Annotated in this window: 12 protein-coding genes; all 12 read right to left on the bottom strand. The window is 49.2% G+C overall.

Features of this window, described 5'->3' with window-relative positions:
* Positions 1-26: 26 nt before the first annotated feature.
* Positions 27-908: a carbohydrate ABC transporter permease gene (locus HFP08_RS10390; RefSeq protein WP_168120539.1), complete on the bottom strand. Its 882-nt coding sequence runs from the start codon at positions 906-908 to the stop codon at positions 27-29.
* 34 nt (positions 909-942) lie between these two features.
* The gene (locus tag HFP08_RS10385) at positions 943-1,914 is read right to left on the bottom strand and encodes an ABC transporter permease (RefSeq protein ID WP_240941270.1); all 972 of its coding nucleotides are present in this window, start codon (positions 1,912-1,914) and stop codon (positions 943-945) included.
* A gap of 201 nt (positions 1,915-2,115) precedes the next feature.
* Positions 2,116-3,729 carry an extracellular solute-binding protein gene (locus HFP08_RS10380; protein WP_240941269.1) on the bottom strand — a complete coding sequence of 538 codons (1,614 nt, stop codon included), beginning with the start codon at positions 3,727-3,729 and terminating at the stop codon, positions 2,116-2,118.
* A gap of 70 nt (positions 3,730-3,799) precedes the next feature.
* Positions 3,800-5,110 carry an ABC transporter substrate-binding protein gene (locus HFP08_RS10375; RefSeq protein ID WP_168120538.1) on the bottom strand — a complete coding sequence of 437 codons (1,311 nt, stop codon included), beginning with the start codon at positions 5,108-5,110 and terminating at the stop codon, positions 3,800-3,802.
* A complete protein-coding gene (locus HFP08_RS10370) occupies positions 5,094-6,734 on the bottom strand; it encodes a response regulator transcription factor (RefSeq protein WP_168120537.1) in 1,641 nt (546 codons plus the stop codon). The genes HFP08_RS10375 and HFP08_RS10370 overlap by 17 nt, the downstream gene beginning before the upstream one ends.
* Positions 6,703-8,496 (bottom strand): cache domain-containing sensor histidine kinase, encoded by a 1,794-nt coding sequence (locus HFP08_RS10365; RefSeq protein WP_168120536.1) that lies wholly within the window; start codon positions 8,494-8,496, stop codon positions 6,703-6,705. Before HFP08_RS10365 ends, HFP08_RS10370 begins: the two co-directional genes overlap by 32 nt.
* A 294-nt stretch (positions 8,497-8,790) precedes the next feature.
* Complete coding sequence (locus tag HFP08_RS10360; RefSeq protein WP_168120535.1) at positions 8,791-10,248, bottom strand: alginate lyase family protein; 1,458 nt, start codon at positions 10,246-10,248, stop codon at positions 8,791-8,793.
* A gap of 198 nt (positions 10,249-10,446) precedes the next feature.
* Positions 10,447-12,588, bottom strand: coding sequence for a glycoside hydrolase family 43 protein (locus tag HFP08_RS10355; RefSeq protein ID WP_168120534.1), 2,142 nt, complete (start codon positions 12,586-12,588; stop codon positions 10,447-10,449).
* 26 nt (positions 12,589-12,614) lie between these two features.
* On the bottom strand, positions 12,615-14,918 hold the full coding sequence (locus HFP08_RS10350; RefSeq protein ID WP_168120533.1) for a glycoside hydrolase family 95 protein: 2,304 nt from the start codon (positions 14,916-14,918) through the stop codon (positions 12,615-12,617).
* A gap of 113 nt (positions 14,919-15,031) precedes the next feature.
* Positions 15,032-15,193, bottom strand: coding sequence for a hypothetical protein (locus tag HFP08_RS10345; protein ID WP_168120532.1), 162 nt, complete (start codon positions 15,191-15,193; stop codon positions 15,032-15,034).
* 4 nt (positions 15,194-15,197) lie between these two features.
* Positions 15,198-16,832 carry a response regulator gene (locus HFP08_RS10340; protein ID WP_168120531.1) on the bottom strand — a complete coding sequence of 545 codons (1,635 nt, stop codon included), beginning with the start codon at positions 16,830-16,832 and terminating at the stop codon, positions 15,198-15,200.
* Entirely contained in the window at positions 16,825-17,901 is a 1,077-nt protein-coding gene (locus HFP08_RS10335; protein WP_168120530.1) for a sensor histidine kinase, read from the bottom strand. The genes HFP08_RS10340 and HFP08_RS10335 overlap by 8 nt, the downstream gene beginning before the upstream one ends.
* Positions 17,902-18,030 lie beyond the last annotated feature (129 nt).

The following is an 18,030-nucleotide window of genomic DNA, read 5'->3' as shown; positions in this document are numbered from 1 at the left end:
ATTAGGCGTGTTCAGCCTCGCTCACGTTAGCCCTTGACCGCTCCCACCATCAATCCCTTGACGAAATATTTCTGCAGGAAAGGATAGAGAAAAATAATCGGTCCAATCGTGACGACAGTCGTCGCCAGCCGGGTTGTCAATGTTGGCACAACATAATTTGGCAGATTGATTTGCGAAGACAGCTGATTCGCAAACTCCGCGTTATTCATAATTCTCATAACCAAATATTGCAGTGGAAACTTGTCGTGATCGGAAATGTAGAGCATCGCCTCAAACCACTTGTTCCAAAAACCCATTGCATAGAATAAACCAATCGTTGCCAGAGCAGGCATCGATATAGGCAAGATGATTTTGTAGAAGATGTACAGATCGTTGGCTCCATCGATTTTGGCTGATTCGGCCAGCGACTCATCAACGGATTTAAAGAAATTGCGAAGCAAAAACATATTCCACGGACTGATCAACGCCGGAATAATCAGAACCCAGATTGAATCCTTCATCCCAAGGTATTTGGATATCAACAAATAATTGGCAACCAGCCCTCCATGGAACAGCATCGTAAAATAGACATAGAAGTTAATGCCATTGCGGTATTTGAGTGTTCGGATGGAGAGAGCATAAGCCATGCAGCATGTCACGACCATCGCCAGCATCGTCCCGACAACCGTCACGAAGGAGGTTACGCCGTAAGCCTTGTAGATGGTGTCATCCTTGAAAATCAGCTTGTACGCGCTTACCGAGAATTCCTTGGGAAAGATAGAGTAGCCGTCTCTTAACACGGAAGCCTCGCTGGAGAGCGAGCTGCTGATTACAGAGACGAATGGCACCAGACAATACAGAGCCATAAGCGTAAGCGCAATATAGATAAAGCCTTTGAGCAGGCGATCTCCGCCGCTTTCCTTGATCATGTGTGCACCTGCTTTCAATCAGTAATAGAATGATTCAGAACAGCGCCGAATCCGGGCTGAATTTGCGCGCCAATTGGTTGACGCAGACGACCAGAATGAAGCCGATCAACGATTGGAAGAAGCCAACGGCAGCCGCCATGCCCATATCTCCCAGATCCATCAATGCCCGGTATACGTACGTGTCGATAACATCCGTTGTCGGATAGAGAAGCACGTTGCGGCCGACAATGGCATAGATCATCCCGAAGTCTCCGTAGAATATGCCGCCCATTGCCAGCAACATCATCAGAATAACGGTAGGCTTTAATAACGGAAGCGTAATGTAGACGATTTTCTTCCAGCGGCTAGCGCCGTCGATAGACGCGGATTCATAAATATCCGGGTTAATGCCGGTGATGGTGGCCAGATAGACAATCGCTCCGAAGCCCGCTCCTTGCCAAATTTTGATAAGCACAAGAATGACAGGCCATATTGCCGCTTCGTTGAAAAAAGCAATCGGACCAATTCCAAATGCGGACAACCATTTGTTCAGCATGCCTGTATCGCTCGATAGCAGCGCCAGAACGAACATGGCGATGACCGTCCAGGACAGAAAGTTCGGCAAGGTTACCGCCGTCTGAACAATTCTCTTGAATTTTTTGCCGCCGATTTCCGAGAACATAATGGCGATCGAGACGGAAGCCGCCGTACCGAAGCCAATGAACAAGACATTCAGAAACAGCGTATTGGCGATGACATGCAGCACTTCATTCGATTGAATGAAGAACTCGAAATTTTTCAAGCCGACAAACTCGCTGCCCGTAATTCCTTTAATGGCATTGAAGTTCTCGAATGCCACTATAATTCCGCCCATAGGCAGATAGGAAAAAACAAAGATGAGCGCGATTCCTGGAAGGGTTAACAGATATAACATGCCATTCTTGCGAAGCTCCTTCACCATTCCGCTCTTCCTTTCGCGAACCGGTGCGTTAGGCGAAAGCGTTTTAACCATAGCTGTGTTTTTCAATTCATAGTTCCTCCTTATCAAGCCGTTTCGCATGTATTCAAACCTTTGATTTGTCGCAAGACAACCTTACCATTTGAATCCCAAGCGTTTAAATGCCGCTTTTTAAGTTGGAAGGGAGCTTTTTAAAGCGATTGCATTCACTCTCCGGGCAAAAAAAATAGACGCTGCTTTCTCGCGTCCAAAAATGATGCCGGTATCGCTTTAAACTCCACCATCGTCCAAATAACTTTGCGCTTGTCGAATCAACTCCTCTCGTATACGGTCGAGTCCCATTTCCCGCAGCCTCTGGTTCGTCTGCGCAGCCGTTGCTCTCCAGGCAGGATCCAGGCCTGATTTGAACACCTGAAGCATCTGCGTCGCGACGGGCTGGATTCTTGCAATCTCGCTCTTGACCGGCAAGGGGTTGAATGCGAAGCCAGCGAGCGGCAATTGATAATAGCTTGAAGCCTTGGAGGCGTACTGCAAGAGCTTGAGCGCCTCAGGATCGCTATCGGCATCGATGCGCGAGAGCGTTGGATTCCAGGTCAGCAGAAAGGCAGGGAAGACATACCGGGAGGAGGCCGGAAGACGTTTGAATAGGCGGTCGGGTTCGCTTTTCCAATGCACGCCTTCAATCCCCAGCTCGAACAAATCATGATGCTCCTGGGATTGGAATATCCAGTCGACGAATCGCATGACAAGCTCGGTGTGCTTTGACGTTACCGGTATCGCAAGATTATTCCAAGCGCGGTAATCGGTCCCGATACAGCCCGCTTGCATCTCCCTTTGACAGGTTTTGTAGGCAAAGCCCTCCAGCTCCGCTCCCGGAATGGATTGCTTCAAATCCTGGCGAACAGCGTTCCATCCCGACAAGGTTCCCTCATAGGCCGCCGACTTTCCCGATTCGAACAAGACAGCCGCATTGCGTTCATTCAATACATCTCTTTGCACATAAGCGTTCCATTTCACATAGCTGTCAAGAGAGGCGTACAGATCATCCGGATTGTTCATAGGCGCCGGCAGCGATTCATAGTAAGAAGCCGGATCTCCGTATGTGGTAGCTCCAAGCACCTGCTTGCCGTCTTCGGACAAAGCCAGCGCAAAATCGATTCCAGTTCCGGCAATGGCGTCAGGAGCGGCTCTGTAATGCAGCATTTTCCCGCTTCTGTCGAACATCCGGAAGAAGCCGCGATCTCCCTTGAGCGCCAGCGGAATCATCTCCGGTTTCTTCTCCTGAACCAGCTGGAAATACCGCCTGAGATCATCGTAGCTGGCAATCGGCGACATTCCGAACTCCTCACGCAAGTCCTTGCGAATATAGAGAATCTCGATATCATGATAGCTTTGAGTCAACGGAATGGCATAAATATGGCCGTTAATACGATTGGCGTCCAAAAACGCCTCGGGAAAAGCGGCCTTTAATCCGGGATAAGCATCGTTCCCGAAATAGCTGTCGAGGTTGCGATAATAGCCTTGTGCCGCGTTTTTCTCCAGACTCATCCAGGATGCGTCGAAGACGGCGTCCATTTCTTCGCCTGCCGCCAGCTTTAACATCAGCTTCTTCGCATAATCCTCCACCGAATCCCATTCTGTTCGGAGACGCACATGCAAAGAAGAATCCGTCTGATGAACAAACGCATCAACCACCAGATCCCAGTCCTCAGGCTTGTCGCCGAAAAACATCAGCGAAAGCTCCGTTGCCCCGCCGCTGATGTTAGCTCCATCCGTCTGCTTCGGACTGAACGGCGAACTGCAAGCGGAGATTGAGACGGCTAACGCGGCGGCAACGCAAAATCTGCAAGATGCATGCTTGAAGCTGAACGCCATTGTATCCATCGACTCCTTTTCCTTATCTTCAGTGATCTTTTTTAAGATCAGGTTCCTTTTTTTAAGCGTATTTCTCCATTCATCTCATAGCTTGAACCTCGCGATCCCATTCCTGGTCAGCTTCCGTCAGCGCCTCCTCCAGCGACTCGCCGCCAGAGAGCACCTTCATCATCTTCTTGTAGAACCAGTCGCGGAACATCGGAGGCAGCAAATTGTCTCCGCCGTAATTGTTCATCTGCGAAGCAAGCGTTGTATGCGAATCGTCAAGCGCATCCATCAAGGACTTCATAGCCTCGGACATCGGTTCATCTTCCGCGCTCGCTTTGGCAGACAAGCCGTTAACCGCTTGCAAGTAATCCGAATACTGAGCATCGTCATAAAAAAACGTCAGAAACTGTTGAATGGCTTCGAGCTTAGCCGGGTTATTCGCTGCCTCGGCAGAAATCGCCCATCCATTGGCGGATGGAGCTCCTGCCAGATTCACATGGCCCGCCTCGTCAGGCAGAACGAAGAAGCCGTAAGAGAAGGCCGGATCCGCCGATTGAATTTGGTTGAACATCCACGGTCCGGAGAATAACATTGCCGCTTCTCCCGAAACGAGTAGAGAGGCTGTCTGACCGTCTGCCGTCGTCTCGTAATCGGCATCGACATCGCCGCGTTCCCACAATCCGGCCAGCAGCTCCATGGCTCGCGAGGGTTCAGGATCTGTCCAGCTTACAAGATGCTGTGTACGCTTGTAATTCCAATTGGGGTCCTTTGCGTATACCTCATCAATCATAAACTTGTTGATCCAGAAGCCCATATGCCACAAATCCTTGCCGCCGACGACCAATGGAACAATTCCAAGCTTCTTGAGCTTGTCGTTGTTCGATAGAAATTGCCCATACGTTCGGGGAGGTGAATCAATACCCGCCTGTTGAAACAAGCTTTTGTTGTAAATAATGCCTTGAGGGGGTGTTCTCTCCAGCGGAAGCGTATAAACCTTGCCGTTCACCTTCTCGACGGACAAGAAGGGATACAGCAATTCCTCGGGCATCTCCGCCAACAAGCCGGCGCTTGCGAACAGCTCCGTATCTCTGATCTCGATCAAATCCGGAAACTCTCCGACTGCCACCTTCGTCTTCAGGTAGTCCGAATAAGAGCCTGTCCCGCTTTCCTTCCCTTCGGTTATGCCAATATTGGGATGAGATTGTTCGAACCGCGCAATCGTGGTTGAAACTCCTTGCTTATGAGATAAATCGCCGCCGGGATACACAATGGTGAAGGATGTATACGGCGACGAGCTTTCGTCAGGGCTATGATAGCCGTTATCTACAGAAAACCGGCTGCAAGCGGTCAAGAGCAGGCTGGCTCCAAGAAGCATTATTCCCATTCTACTGGTCATCGGCATCTCCCGGGTCCTCCTCGGACAATGCTTCCGCTTCGCCGCCCGACCTGTAATCCTGCGGAAATTGCCCATAATACTTTTTGAACATGCGACTGAATTGCCGGGCATTCGGATAACCGACTTCCTCGGCAATTTCGTACACCATCTTCTCGCTCGTCGTCAACAGCCGCAGCGCGTGCTTCATCCGAACCTTGGTCAAGTACGCCTTGAAATTCTCCCCTACGCGCTTCTTGAAGACGCTGCTGAAATAGTATGCGTTCATATAGAAATGAGCCGAAATGACCTCAAGCGTCAAATTCTCCCGATAATGCTCTTCAACGTAGGCGATGATGCGCTGCGTCTGCTGCCTTTCGCATCCATCAGGCAGCGCCGGCTGCCGAAGCGCCGATGCCATCTGTTCCGCCACAAACCTGAACATGGACTCGAAGGTACGAAAGCCGCTCATTCTCTCCAACAGCTTCCGCCCCTCCGCTTCCTCAAGCTCCCTCGCTCTTCCCGATTCATATAGCTCTTGGTAGAAGCGTTCGAGAATGCCGTACATCAGCGTGACGGCGCCCGGCTTTCCTCCAGGAGCCATCGATCTGACTTCCTCCAACAACTCTTTTATGGCGGCATCTGCTTCATCGGAAGCCTCCCCGGCTTTCTTCACAAGCCGCTCCAACGCCTTCGAGATGCCCGATGCCGGATCCGGCTTTCTCTCCTCGGGCAGGCTAATATGACGGGCATCGATAACCCGATTGCGCCCATGCATATATGCGGCTTCAAGCGCCTTCAGCGCCGTTCGAGCCGATAGCTCCGCGTTGTCAAGCTCGGAAACAGGCAGACCTATTCCAATCGTGAACGGAACCTTCAAATAATGCTCGATCTTCTGACGCAGCTCCTCGGCCCATCTGCCGGCTTCCTCCTCCTGATCATGCTGAAAGAACAAGCCATAGAACTGTCCACGGCGGAAGCAAAAGCCGATTCCGCTTGGCAATATGGATTCCGACAGTACGTTCTCCACTGCGAAATCAACAAGCTTCCTCTCCTGATTGCGCCAGCGGCCCCCCTTCTCTTCCTCCCACTCCAATTCTCCAAAGCAAACCGATAAATAGTTGCTTCTCGCAATAACGCCCAGCTCATTCAACTGAGTGGCAGCGTTCTTCTCTCCATGCGTAAGTCGCTCCAGAAGCTCCTCAATGGTCTCCGCTCTCTTCCGGGTTTCGAAGCGCTCGGCTTTCTCCTTGTCGCGCAGCCTGGCTGTCTGATCATCAAGCAGACGAACCACCTTGCGAAGAGCCTCCCCCAGTCTATGCTTGTCAATCGGTTTAACCAGATATTCAACAGCGCCGTACCTTAGCGCGTCCTGCGCGTACGAGAAGTCCCGATAAGCGCTGATGAACAACGTCTTCACCGGACGGCCCGATTCGTTCAATCGACGAATAACATCAATTCCGCTCGCGCCCGGCATATTAATGTCGCAGACAAGCAAATCCGGTCGAGCCTCGTCCATCACACTCCACATCTCCTCGGCATCGTAAGCTTCACCCACAATTTCCATGCCGAATTCCCGCCAATCCAACAGCTTGCGAAGCCCTCGCAGAATAAGCGGCTCATCATCCACCAATAGAACTCGTATCATGGCCATCTGTGTCAAGCTCCTTTCTCAGCGGATATTTCATTCGAATCGACGTACCGACTCCATAGCGGCTTTCCAGCTCAAGTCCATAATCCTCCCCGCAAGCATAGCGAAGTCTCTCATGCACATTCCGAATTCCAATGCTCCGACCGCCATCGCCGATGGAAGAGTCCTCCAGATTTTTTCGAATTTGCTCAAGTCTGGCTTCGTCGATTCCGATTCCATTGTCCATTACGGTGACCCACAGCTTCCCATCCTCGCCGGTTTCAATGGTTACCGATATTTTGCCATGCCCGCCCCTCGTTCGTATGCCATGCTGTACGGCATTCTCAACCAACGGCTGCAGGGTGAGCTTCAGAATTTCCGCCCTGGCAAGACCATCCTCCAGTTCGATCTGCAACTCAATGCGGCCGCCGTAACGAGCGGAGATTAATCGGAAATAATGGTCCAGATGCTCCAGCTCCCGCCCCACGGTAACCCATTGCTCCCCATAATCAATCATATATTCAAGCTGGTGGGATAAGGAATGAATCATATCGGCAGCTTCTTCGTCATCATTGGCGACAGCCGTCATTCGAATGGCTTCAAGCGTATTGTATAAGTAATGCGGCTGAATCTGGCTCTTGAGCGCGTTCAGCTCCGTTTGCTTATGCTTGATTTCGGCAACATACGCCTCATCGATGAATTGGCGCAGCCTTTCTATCATTCGTTGGAATCCGTATGCCAGCCGTCCAAGCTCGTCCTTGCGTTTCGGCACGGGAGTCGGATCCAGCTGTCCGGATTCAACACGCACCATCTGTCGCATAATTGACAGAATCGGACGCGTGAACCGTTGAGAGAACAGCATCCCGAGAAGAAGAAGCGCGAGGAAGCAAATCGCCGAAACAAGAATGACGGTTGCGCGAATCTGGCCAAGAGAAGCGAACAGATTGGACCTGGCTGCCAGACCGACCACACGACCGCCAATGAATGGAATGCTCTCGGAGAATACAATCTTTGATTGGCCTGCCCTTGGTTCCTCGAAGCGCCTTCCGGCCCTGTCCCTCTGATTGGAGTAGAGAATATAGCCATGGTTATCCACAATAACCATCTCGTCGCGGCTGTCGAATGAGGTCTGCTTGAAAAGCGCATCGAACAAATCCATATCAACGTCAAAAAACAAGGTCCCAAGTACATCCATTCTGGGCCCCAGCTTTCCGGATATGTCATTTAGCTGACGTGCAAAGGTGATTACCTGATCGGTCGAGCTGAAATAATAATCGAGATGCGGCGGAAATACGGCCAATTGATTCGGAGCGGCGGTTAGCGCGTAAGACCAGCTTACAGGCGGGAACGGCTGATTGGAATCAAAGAGCTTTCCTGTACGCGATTGCTTGAATACCTGTCCGTCGCTTTCACGGACAAAAATAGCGTTCTGAATATGGGCGTCGCTGAATAATACATTTCGAAGAAAATCGTCTATCGACAGCTGGTTGAGCGTCCCATATTCATCGATTTCCCTGCGAACCGGAATGTCCATCTCTTCCCGGTTTTGAAGGTTATAATACATCATTTTCGAAAATTCATTATATTGGCGCAGCGTGTCGTCTACGTTCCTGCTTACATAAAGGATCATCTGTCTAAAGTTGTTCTCTGTATGCCTCTCGACTTGTCCGCTGAATTGATTGAGCGCGAGAAAGCCCAGAACGAGCAACGGGATTAATCCGACAGTAAGAAAGGCCAATGAGAATTTGAAGAATATGCTATGTCTGATTGAGAGCCACCTGGTCATTCTCATCCCTCTTTATTCCCACAATAAGTTAAGCGGTTTCATAAATCTTCGACAAATTTAAGGCCAGTATATCAAATCTGCTCGACTCTTGCCATCCAAGCGCCTTCCAGTATATCCATTATAGTTCTGCCTCTTCTGCAACACAGGCGACGAAATAGACAAGGTACCCGACATTTAGGACATATCCACTTATCCTTGCAGATCATTCAAGGGGCCTAATAAACAAGCGCAAGCTCCAGGCGTGCAACTCCCGAAGCTTGCGCTATGTTATTCCTGCTGGATCAACTTATGAGGCTATTGTATGGAAACATTGTCAAACACAGCCGCAGCAAGGATCGAATTGGCATGGGATGTCACAGCCAGTCCATAATAAGCTGCTCCCGAAGCTGACAAGGCCGCCGTACCTGTCTGGGTCCAGGAAGTACCATTTGCAGAATGATAGGTAGTAACCGTGTTGCCGGTACGCGTCAGCCTTACCCAGTATGGAGCGCCTGATGCTGAAGTGTCCATCGCGCTTGTAATGGCTCCTGGCGCTGTACGGCTCTGGAAGATCATCTTTGACGGCTTGATCGCCGCATAGACATTACTCGCATACCCGGATAATGATTCCCTTACCATTACGCCCGCTTTGGCTGATGAGTGAGTGTTAGTCAGGCTGACAACGCGCGCAGTAATCGTCCTGTCTCCTGTTAATGGTACGTAAGCGAAATTGATCTTGCGAATTCCAAATATCGCTGCCCGAGCCGCGCAGCGTATAGGAGCCGCTGCTAAAGTAGCGCTTATGGCTCCCCATGGCCCCATCGTGCATCGTCCGTAAGTTGTATCGTAAGAAGCCGGCTGATTTCCCAAATTATAATTGGACCAATATTCCGACCCCGCCAGCAATCGATTATCTCCTTCGCTGTAGAGATCAACGCCTTGCTTCCAGGCCGTTTCGGCAACAACGATCAAATTGCCCAAACCTCCCAAAGCATGTGCCTGATCGCGCCCCGACTCGGATATTTGGCCGCTGGCAATAATGTTTCTCGTTACAGAAGCGCATGAATTGGTCTTGAATTGGTTAATAGTGTAATCAAACATGGATTGATCATTCGTAAATATCGCGATCGAGATTAATGTTTTCATCGCCGATCCGCCCCAGTTGGCGTCTCCAACAGTCTCCACATGGGGATAAAATGTGTTGACCAACAAATCTTCCAGCTTTGTTGCATCCGCTGAAGACCAGCCCGAGCTGCTGTAACGAAGAAGCTCGCCTGCATTCGCCAAAAAGATGCCATTGTCTCCGGAGGCTAGCGGAGCATCCGTACCGGCAATTGAAGTAAGCGTGTTGGACCAGGCATTCAATATCTGTATGGCTTTGTCTGCATGTGCCTGATTGCCCGTTACATTCCATAGCAGAGCGTTATAATAGGCAGCTCGCGCGTCATTCTCCAAAGCGCTGTTCCCATAATTTTGACTGCTGCACTCCGGCACAGATGCAGCTTTACGGCACACAATGCTGTAAGGCCCTTGCAACGCATAGCTGGATGATGCTTTATCATCTGTTTCGAAGGTTTCCAGAGCTGATTTCCAAGGCACGATATTCTGGTTGTTAATCATTCGCGCGAGATCTGTCGCATTGTGAAGAATCCCCGGATGCACAAAGGTGTCGGCATGAGCCTCTTCTGTTGTTAGAAAGGCATTTGCAGGCAAAACGATTGTCATAGCCACTACGAACAAACAAAAGAACCGCTTCCACTGAATTCGTTGCATCAATTCATCGCTCCTCATATTTGGAATTTTTGCTCCCAAGAGCACTCTCATAATATGAAATCGCTATCAATTTTAAAGTTGCATTAAAGCTCTGTTTGAAGGCGCGTATAAAACAATTGTCAGAATAATAGCCTTACTGGTTGGCTATTTCATGTATCGAACATGATGTTGTTCTTAGCATATCTGACGCATGAGCCTTTAATCATACTTGAAATTCAATACTTCAATATAACCGAAGGCATAATTCTCTCCAGGCTTCTCTGTTGCTCCGAGCTTCCCAGCCGCAGCATTGTTATACGTGTAAATGCCAATATAATCTCCCTTGTAGCCTCCCGGAGCCAATTGATACGCTTCGCCATAGAGATGATAAGTACGCCCCTCATCGACGCTGTAGAAATACCTGTTTACTTTATGAACATCAATCACTGAACGCAGCGAGATACAAACGCTTGCATCCTCTAATCGGCCCCCGGAAACCCCGTTATAGGCCAAGCGCCAGCCTTGATTATCCCTCTTAATGCCAAATGAAGAGTACTGGACGCCTCCGTTAAAATGTGCGATTCCACCTTCTTGCCCCGACATCATGTTCGAGATATCGAGCTTGATCTCGATCTGTGCATTATTCGATTGCACATATCTCTGACAAATGGTATTGCCTGCTTTGAAGAAGTTATCACTGCCGTCAGCGGTAGCAAATGCGTATAATCTCAATCTTCCGGGCTGCTCAGTCAACGACCAGTATCCTGGACGAGGCGCATAATTCCACTGCCAATTAGGTGAAAGACGCTCTGATTGAAAATCATCGCTATCTTGAAATCGCAGAATGGGATGCTTGCCCTTTATCGGGGGCTTTATCCCTTGCCATACAAAGGAACCGGGCTTTAATCGCGCATGGGGATGATGCATTGTATGACACTTGCTTCCGTTCAAGCCGGTTCCATCGTATACGTTAGCAGCCGGATCTGCCTCGCCTGCGCTCCAGTAATCTTCCTGATCGTCAAGCAAACCGGGCATCGGCCAACCGTCTATCCAATTCACCGGCAAAAGCGAAGTGGGACGGCCAAGCGCAGATACCCGTTCGTTTCCTTGCTGGGTTATCCAATACCAATGCTCCAGGCCGTCTTCGGACATATGAGGCGGAACATCAATGAAGGCCCCTTGATTTGGCTCCCATGTATTCACCGGTTCAGTCAAATTAACCATTAATCGCTGCGTCTCGTATGATCCGGGGTCAGCTGCGGTTCCGGCTGCGATATAGTTGCCTTTATCGTCGTATTTATCGCCATAAATGCTCCGCGCTCGATGCAGCACAGGCAGTCTTTGGCCATCCCATACCTCATTATTATATATATACATATAATCTGCGACCGCTTCTTGGCTGCCTCCTCTCCCGCTGAAGGTCGTTTGACCAATTTGCGTTTCGGGGTCAAACCGGAATATTTTGGCGCCTTCAGCCGTGAATACATCCCAAATCACTGTCCCTTCCCGATTCGGGATATGCTCAGCATACAATATACTCTTGCTATTCCCATATTCATCGAAAGAGGTGCTGTATGCATCCGGAATAGCTTTGCTGGTTGGAATAATCTCTATATATCTCTTATCCAACACTTCCCCAAGCGGATCCCCGCTGTCTATGGCTGAACCTTTTGCCTCTAATGGGGTATGACCGGTGCGAGCCCGAGTCGTATCTCCCGGCATCCTCATGAAACGAATATCTCCATCGAGCAATTGAGTCCCGTCCAGACTCATCAGGAACAAGCGGGGATACCAGGCGTCAATCTTGCTGACAATGAAATAAGCAGCCTTTAAAGTGCCGTCTTCATTTTTTTCCCAATATGGACAAGTATCCGCCCATCTGAGCTGCCCGCCAGGCTGCGCAACTAAATTCATTCCGTTCCTGTCGGTCATATAAACGGCATTCCAGGGTCCTGTTACTTCATCTGCCGTGGAGACTACAAAGCTGTGATTGCATAGACAAGCATGCACAAACCATTTGCTTTTTTCGATTAACGTTCCGTCAGCCTTTCTTTCCTTCCATTCCAGGTAACGAATCGAACCGGCATATACGCCTTCGTTATAGGCCGACATCCGATCCCAATTCAAGTCGGGATTCAATTCTTCCAGGTTTGGAATTGCATAACTTATCGTTCTCCAATTAACCAGATCCCTCGATTCCAGAATCACCATGCCTGGCGACAGCTGCATGGTAGAAGATATCATATAATAGATTTCTCCTACCCGTATCACATCAGGATCGCAATAGTCGGATGCCAATACCGGATTCAGGTATGTTCCGTCCCCTTGATCTCCCCATAACGCTTGATGACATTTATTCAATTCAATCTCTCCCGTCTTTCATGCTTCTAATCCACTTCTCCCATTGGATGCAGATCGTAAGTGGAGCCTGCTTCCGCTTCCCATTCCGCAACGAAGTCATCCGTAGAGCTGACCGTTATCGGCACGCCATCCTTTGTTACCGCCAGCCGGATATGAGCTCGAACCCTGCACAGACCATCCCAATTCGCGTGAATAACTGCGCGAATCAGCTTGCCGCTCTCCCAGGTGATTTCCTTCGCTTCGTATCCGCCTCGAGCCCTGAGTCCGGTCGCCCGACCCTTCGGCCAAGCCGTTGGCAGGGCAGGCAGCACATGAAGCTCGTTGGCGTGACTTTGAAGCAGCATCTCCGCAATCCCCGCAGTAGCGCCGAAATTGCCGTCTATTTGAAAGGGAGGATGATTATCAAGCAAGTTCGGCAAGGTAGAATGACTTAACAGCATTTCGATATTCTCATAAGCCTTCTCTCCGTCTTCCAACCGTGCCCAGAAGTTAATAATCCAGGCTCGGCTCCAGCCTGTATGTCCGCCTCCATGCGCTAATCGCCGCTCCAACGTGATACGGGCTGCTTGCGCCAGCAGCGGAGTATCTTTAATCGTAATCCTGCTTCCTGGATGCAACGCGAACAGATGCGAGATATGACGATGGCCAGGCTCTGCCTCAGCATAGTCGTACATCCATTCCATCAGCTGTCCGTGACTGCCGATCGACGGCTCGGGCAATCTTTGTCGCGCGCTTTCCAATTCTGCCCGGAAGCCTTGATCAATTGATAATCGATCTGCCGCTGCCATACAAGCTCCGAAGAGCTCATACAAGATTTGGCTGTCCATAGATGGCCCCATGCATAATGTGCCTGACTGCCCGTTCGGCAGGATATAGGTATTCTCGGGTGAAACGGATGGACTTGTCACAAGTCTGCCATCCTCTGCATCAACCAGAAAATCCAGGAAAAACTCGGCTGACTCTTTCATTATCGGATAGGCCCTCTTCAAAAACGCGATGTCGGGATTAAACAGAAAATGCTCCCACAAATGCAGGCATAGCCATGCGGCGCCCATCGGCCAGTGCGTTGCAGGCAAATATAAATCCTGAGGAGCCGTGTCTCCCCAAATATCCGTATTATGATGCGCGACGAATCCCCTGCAGCCGTACATCTTCTCGGCTGTGATCCGCCCTTGCGCCCGCATTCGATCCAGAAGGTCGAATAACGGCTCATGACATTCTGACAGATTGCAGCTCTCAGCAGGCCAATAATTCATCTGCGCGTTAATATTAATGGTATATTTGCTGTCCCAGGGCGGAAGCATATGCTCGTTCCAGATGCCTTGAAGATTGGCGGGCAAAGAATTGGGGCGACTGCTTGATTGCAGCAAATAACGTCCATATTGAAAGAGAAGCGCAGACAGCGCCGGATCGCTCTTGCCGTCCTTGACTCGCTCCAATCTCCTATCCGTCGGAATATCGTTCAAATTCCGGGGTGCCTCTATTGTCAAGGAAACCCGGTCCGCGAACTGGCGGAAATCCTCAATATGTCTTTCCCTTAACTGTTCATAGGAAAGTCCTTCTGCCCGATGCAGCGTTTCCAAAATTTCAGCTTCGGGATCTTGCGATCTAAAGGTTGTAGATGCGGCGAGCAATGCGACTGCGCTTGCGGCGCCCTTGACTACAAGATGCTCGCCTATCATTCTTATAGTTCCGCCTTCAATGACAATGCGTAATCCAGCGGCAAAATCAGAGCCTCCCGCTCCACCGCAATTTCCCTTCATCAGGAGTGTCGCTCCGTCCGCTTGCTCGACAGTTTCCAGATAGCGATTTCTCCCTCTCGTCAATCTTGCTTTGAACGACAGAGCACCGGGCTCGTTGGCCCGAAATCGAAACGCCATGACCGCATCGGGATAACTGGCGAAGGCTTCCCGTTCATAATGTCTTCCGTCAGCATCATAATGGATGTGGACAAGGCCTTGCTTCAAATCCAATTCTCTCCGGTAGGAAGAAGCTGCCGCCACATCGTCAAAGTCAATGACGATATCGCCTAACGGTTGATAATGTCTCTGTGATTCCGGCACTCCGGACAGGGCCATCAAAGCCAATTCATGAGCCTCATCCAGCCTTCCTTCTCGAATAGCCGAGCGGATCTCCTCCATGTTCGCGTATGCATCTGGATTATTACGATCACGCGGCCCTCCGTACCATACGCTGTCTTCGTTCAACGCTATCCTTTCGTTCTGTATCTGTCCGAAAACCATGGCGCCCAGCCTTCCGTTGCCAATAGGCAACGCTTCCTCCCAAATTTCGGCAGGCCGATCAAACCAAATCTTTTCATTTTCATTCATACCTTTAGCCTCCTGGACTCCAATGTATGTACATTATAGTCTCATGCTTTGCTCGCCACAGGCTACGAATGAGACATTATACTGTACAAAATGGACATTCGCCTCCGAACCTTTTAACTCGCAAAGTATTGAGAATAGCTGAAACTCTTCTCGGAGCGATAGGCCAGAATGGCCAATAAAGCTCCGTCTGTGAAATATCCATCGCGCAGCTCCAGCAGCTGCTTCGTATCTCGAACCAATGCTTTCAAATAATCCCTGCTTGCAGTCGATTCCACTTGTTCACCCTCCATGATACGCTTGTCTAAATTCGGTCGGCGTCTGCCCAAGCTGCTTCTTGAATACTTCGCTGAAATAGGCTCGCTCTTCATAGCCAACAGAAGATGCAACCTCGTGCACAGTCATTCCCTCCAGGAGAAGCTTCTTCGCTTCCTCCATTCGCTCTTGCAACACAAATTGGATAACGGATTGCCCCGTTACCTTCTTGAATAAATTCGCATAATAGCTTGGACTCAAATGAACCTGATTCGCATAGTCGCTCACCGTAGCGTTAATATGCAAATGACTTCGAATATAACGAATCGATTCCGCTACAATTAAATCTGCTTCCGGCGTATGCTTTTTGGCGAATAAAGCGCAATATAAGCCGCAAAGATCTAACGTTGTCTGCTTTAAGCAGTCGATTGTGGTGCACTGATACATAAGCTCATTAAATTTATGATCGAAGCTCTGCTTGTCCAGATCCTCGGTAAGCGAGGCGAATTCCTTGTCAACGGATAAAGCCAGCTCCAAATAAGAGAATTTCAATCGATCGGGACTTGGCCATTGATCAGTTTCATTCAAGCGTGTCCATTCTACGAAGATCTTCTCCAACTCTTCAACCAATTTGTTCATATTGCCTGATCTTATCGTGTAGAAGAGCTCCTTCTCCTTCTCCACAGACAAACGAATAGATCTTTCATCCTGATATTGTCCAAGATCTCCAGAGGAGAAGACACAATCCCCCCCTGTATAGAAATGATAGGACACCGCAGTCAGAGCTTGCTGATAAGAGGCTGGCAGCTCATAGATGCGGTCAACGGTGTTACCGATGCCAATGGATACGGTTCGCTTGGCGAAAGCCTTAATATGCTCCCGCCAACGCTCTCCGATCTCTTCAGGCGACAGCACCGGGGAATGATTCATAATGCACACGAACCTGCTCGTCCCATCACGAAAGATAATCCCATTCGTGTGCATTTGCAGCGTTTCCTCCATAATGTTTTGAACGGCGAAGCGCATAAGCTCCATTTCATTAATCGGTATCGTATATTTGCCTTCCTTGTCATCTAATTCAACGACCGCAACCGCCAAGTTCTCTTCCTTCATATCAATTTCAAGCAAATCCCAACGTTTCTTCACCGCTTCCGGGTCTGAAGAATATCGGATAAGCAGATTCAAATAATCCTGACGAAGCAAGGGAATGCTTTCTCTAAGCTTTTGAACCATATGAATATTTTGCTCCGCTTTGCTCAGATCTTCCCTTCTTAAGGCACTTGCCTTCTGAATCACTTCAAGCAACTGCTTGGATGTAAACGGCTTTAGAATATAATCAAAAGCGCCAAGCTTGACGGCTTGTTGAGCATTCTCGAAATCGGAATAGCCGCTTATGAATATAATTTTGCTTCCCGGTATGAGGTTTAACACATTCTGGACCATTTCAATTCCGCTTAATTTCGGCATTTGAATATCGGTAATAATAATATCCGGCATTGTGCGGCGGATTAATGAAAGACCTTCGTCGCCATTGAAGGCTGTTCCTGCAATTTCAATATCAAAGTCCTTCCAATCAAACCGATTGACAATGCCATTGACAACAGTCTCAATATCATCAATCACAACCATCTTCAAGATTTGATTCGTCATCTGATCATTCACTTCCCTTCTCCCATGGCAGTTCTTCGACCTTAGGCATTTTAAGCGGGATCTTCAAGGCTATAGTCGTAAGCCGATAAGGCTCGCTACTCAGCTTCATTTGCGCTTCTGTCCCATAGTACAGCTTCAATCGATTGTACACATTGCGAAGCGCGTAGCCTTTCGTTACAATACCCTCATGCTGTAGAGAGCGTTCCAGAGACGCTGCGTCGAATCCTACCCCATTATCCGATACAGTCAATCCAACATGCTTATCCTCTGCTCGAATCGAGATTTCGATGAGCCCTTTGTGTTGAATATCCTTGAAGCCGTGCAAAATGCTGTTCTCGACCAAAGGCTGAAGCAGGATTTTGAGAATGGGAAGAGCTTGAAGCTTGCTATCCTCGCATATAATCGTATAGGAGAATAGCTTGCCGTAACATTGCTTTTGTATGAACAAATATTGCTCGACATGCTCCAGTTCCTTGCCCAAATGCGTAATGTCGTTGCCATTATTGAGGCCCAATCGAAACAATAGAGATAAGGATATAATCATCTCTCTTACCTGTTCATGCTCTCCTGACTCCGACTTCCACACAATTGTATTTAAGGTATTATAGAGAAAGTGAGGATTAATCTGCGCCTGAAGCGCCTTAACCTCCGCGAACCGCTTCTCAGCCTCGACCTCCATGACTTCGCCAAGCAAATCCTCGATTCGATCCAGCATCGTATTGAACCGCTGTCCGACCTGAGACAACTCATCATTGAACGGACTGTCGTATCTGACCGATAGATCGTTATGCTCCACTTGCTTCATCAGCATGCGCAATCTTGTCAAGGGATGAAGAAGAAGCTTTGTAATTTTCGGAGACAATAACAAGGCGAGTAAGCTGAATACGATCATGACACTGATTGTCATCCATTGCATATATCGAAATTCTTTGTACAGCTTCGCTTTGGATTGCACATTGACAATCATCCAATTATCCGGAAATTTGACCTTGGCATAATGGATCAGATAGGTTTGTCCTTCATACTTGTATTCATAATGGCCTTGATCGCCAACCAACTGCTGCGCGAACGACTCCTCCATCGCAAGCTCGCGATAATTATCGCTTATATTAAAGGCCTGGACAGTGAAAAGTTCTCGTCAAAAAATGGACACATGGTAAAACAACCCAATCAAGCGAATCTGTGATATCCTTACGGTTCCTACGCCGGA

Origin of the sequence: Paenibacillus sp. HB172176 (genome assembly GCF_011947265.1) — a bacterium.
Lineage (GTDB): Bacteria > Bacillota > Bacilli > Paenibacillales > Paenibacillaceae > Pristimantibacillus.
The sequence above is the reverse complement of the archived record's forward strand: the minus strand, read 5'-3'. Positions and strand labels throughout refer to the sequence as shown.

What these genes read in the sequence shown, in the direction of transcription:
- HFP08_RS10375 (WP_168120538.1), bottom strand. Translation starts at nt 5,110, where the DNA reads ATGCCGATGACCAGTAGAATGGGAATAATGCTTCTTGGAGCCAGCCTG.
- HFP08_RS10335 (WP_168120530.1), bottom strand. Translation starts at nt 17,901, where the DNA reads ATGGAGGAGTCGTTCGCGCAGCAGTTGGTTGGCGATCAAGGCCATTAT.
- HFP08_RS10370 (WP_168120537.1), bottom strand. Translation starts at nt 6,734, where the DNA reads ATGGCCATGATACGAGTTCTATTGGTGGATGATGAGCCGCTTATTCTG.
- HFP08_RS10350 (WP_168120533.1), bottom strand. Translation starts at nt 14,918, where the DNA reads ATGAATGAAAATGAAAAGATTTGGTTTGATCGGCCTGCCGAAATTTGG.
- HFP08_RS10360 (WP_168120535.1), bottom strand. Translation starts at nt 10,248, where the DNA reads ATGCAACGAATTCAGTGGAAGCGGTTCTTTTGTTTGTTCGTAGTGGCT.
- HFP08_RS10365 (WP_168120536.1), bottom strand. Translation starts at nt 8,496, where the DNA reads ATGACCAGGTGGCTCTCAATCAGACATAGCATATTCTTCAAATTCTCA.
- HFP08_RS10380 (WP_240941269.1), bottom strand. Translation starts at nt 3,729, where the DNA reads ATGGATACAATGGCGTTCAGCTTCAAGCATGCATCTTGCAGATTTTGC.
- HFP08_RS10390 (WP_168120539.1), bottom strand. Translation starts at nt 908, where the DNA reads ATGATCAAGGAAAGCGGCGGAGATCGCCTGCTCAAAGGCTTTATCTAT.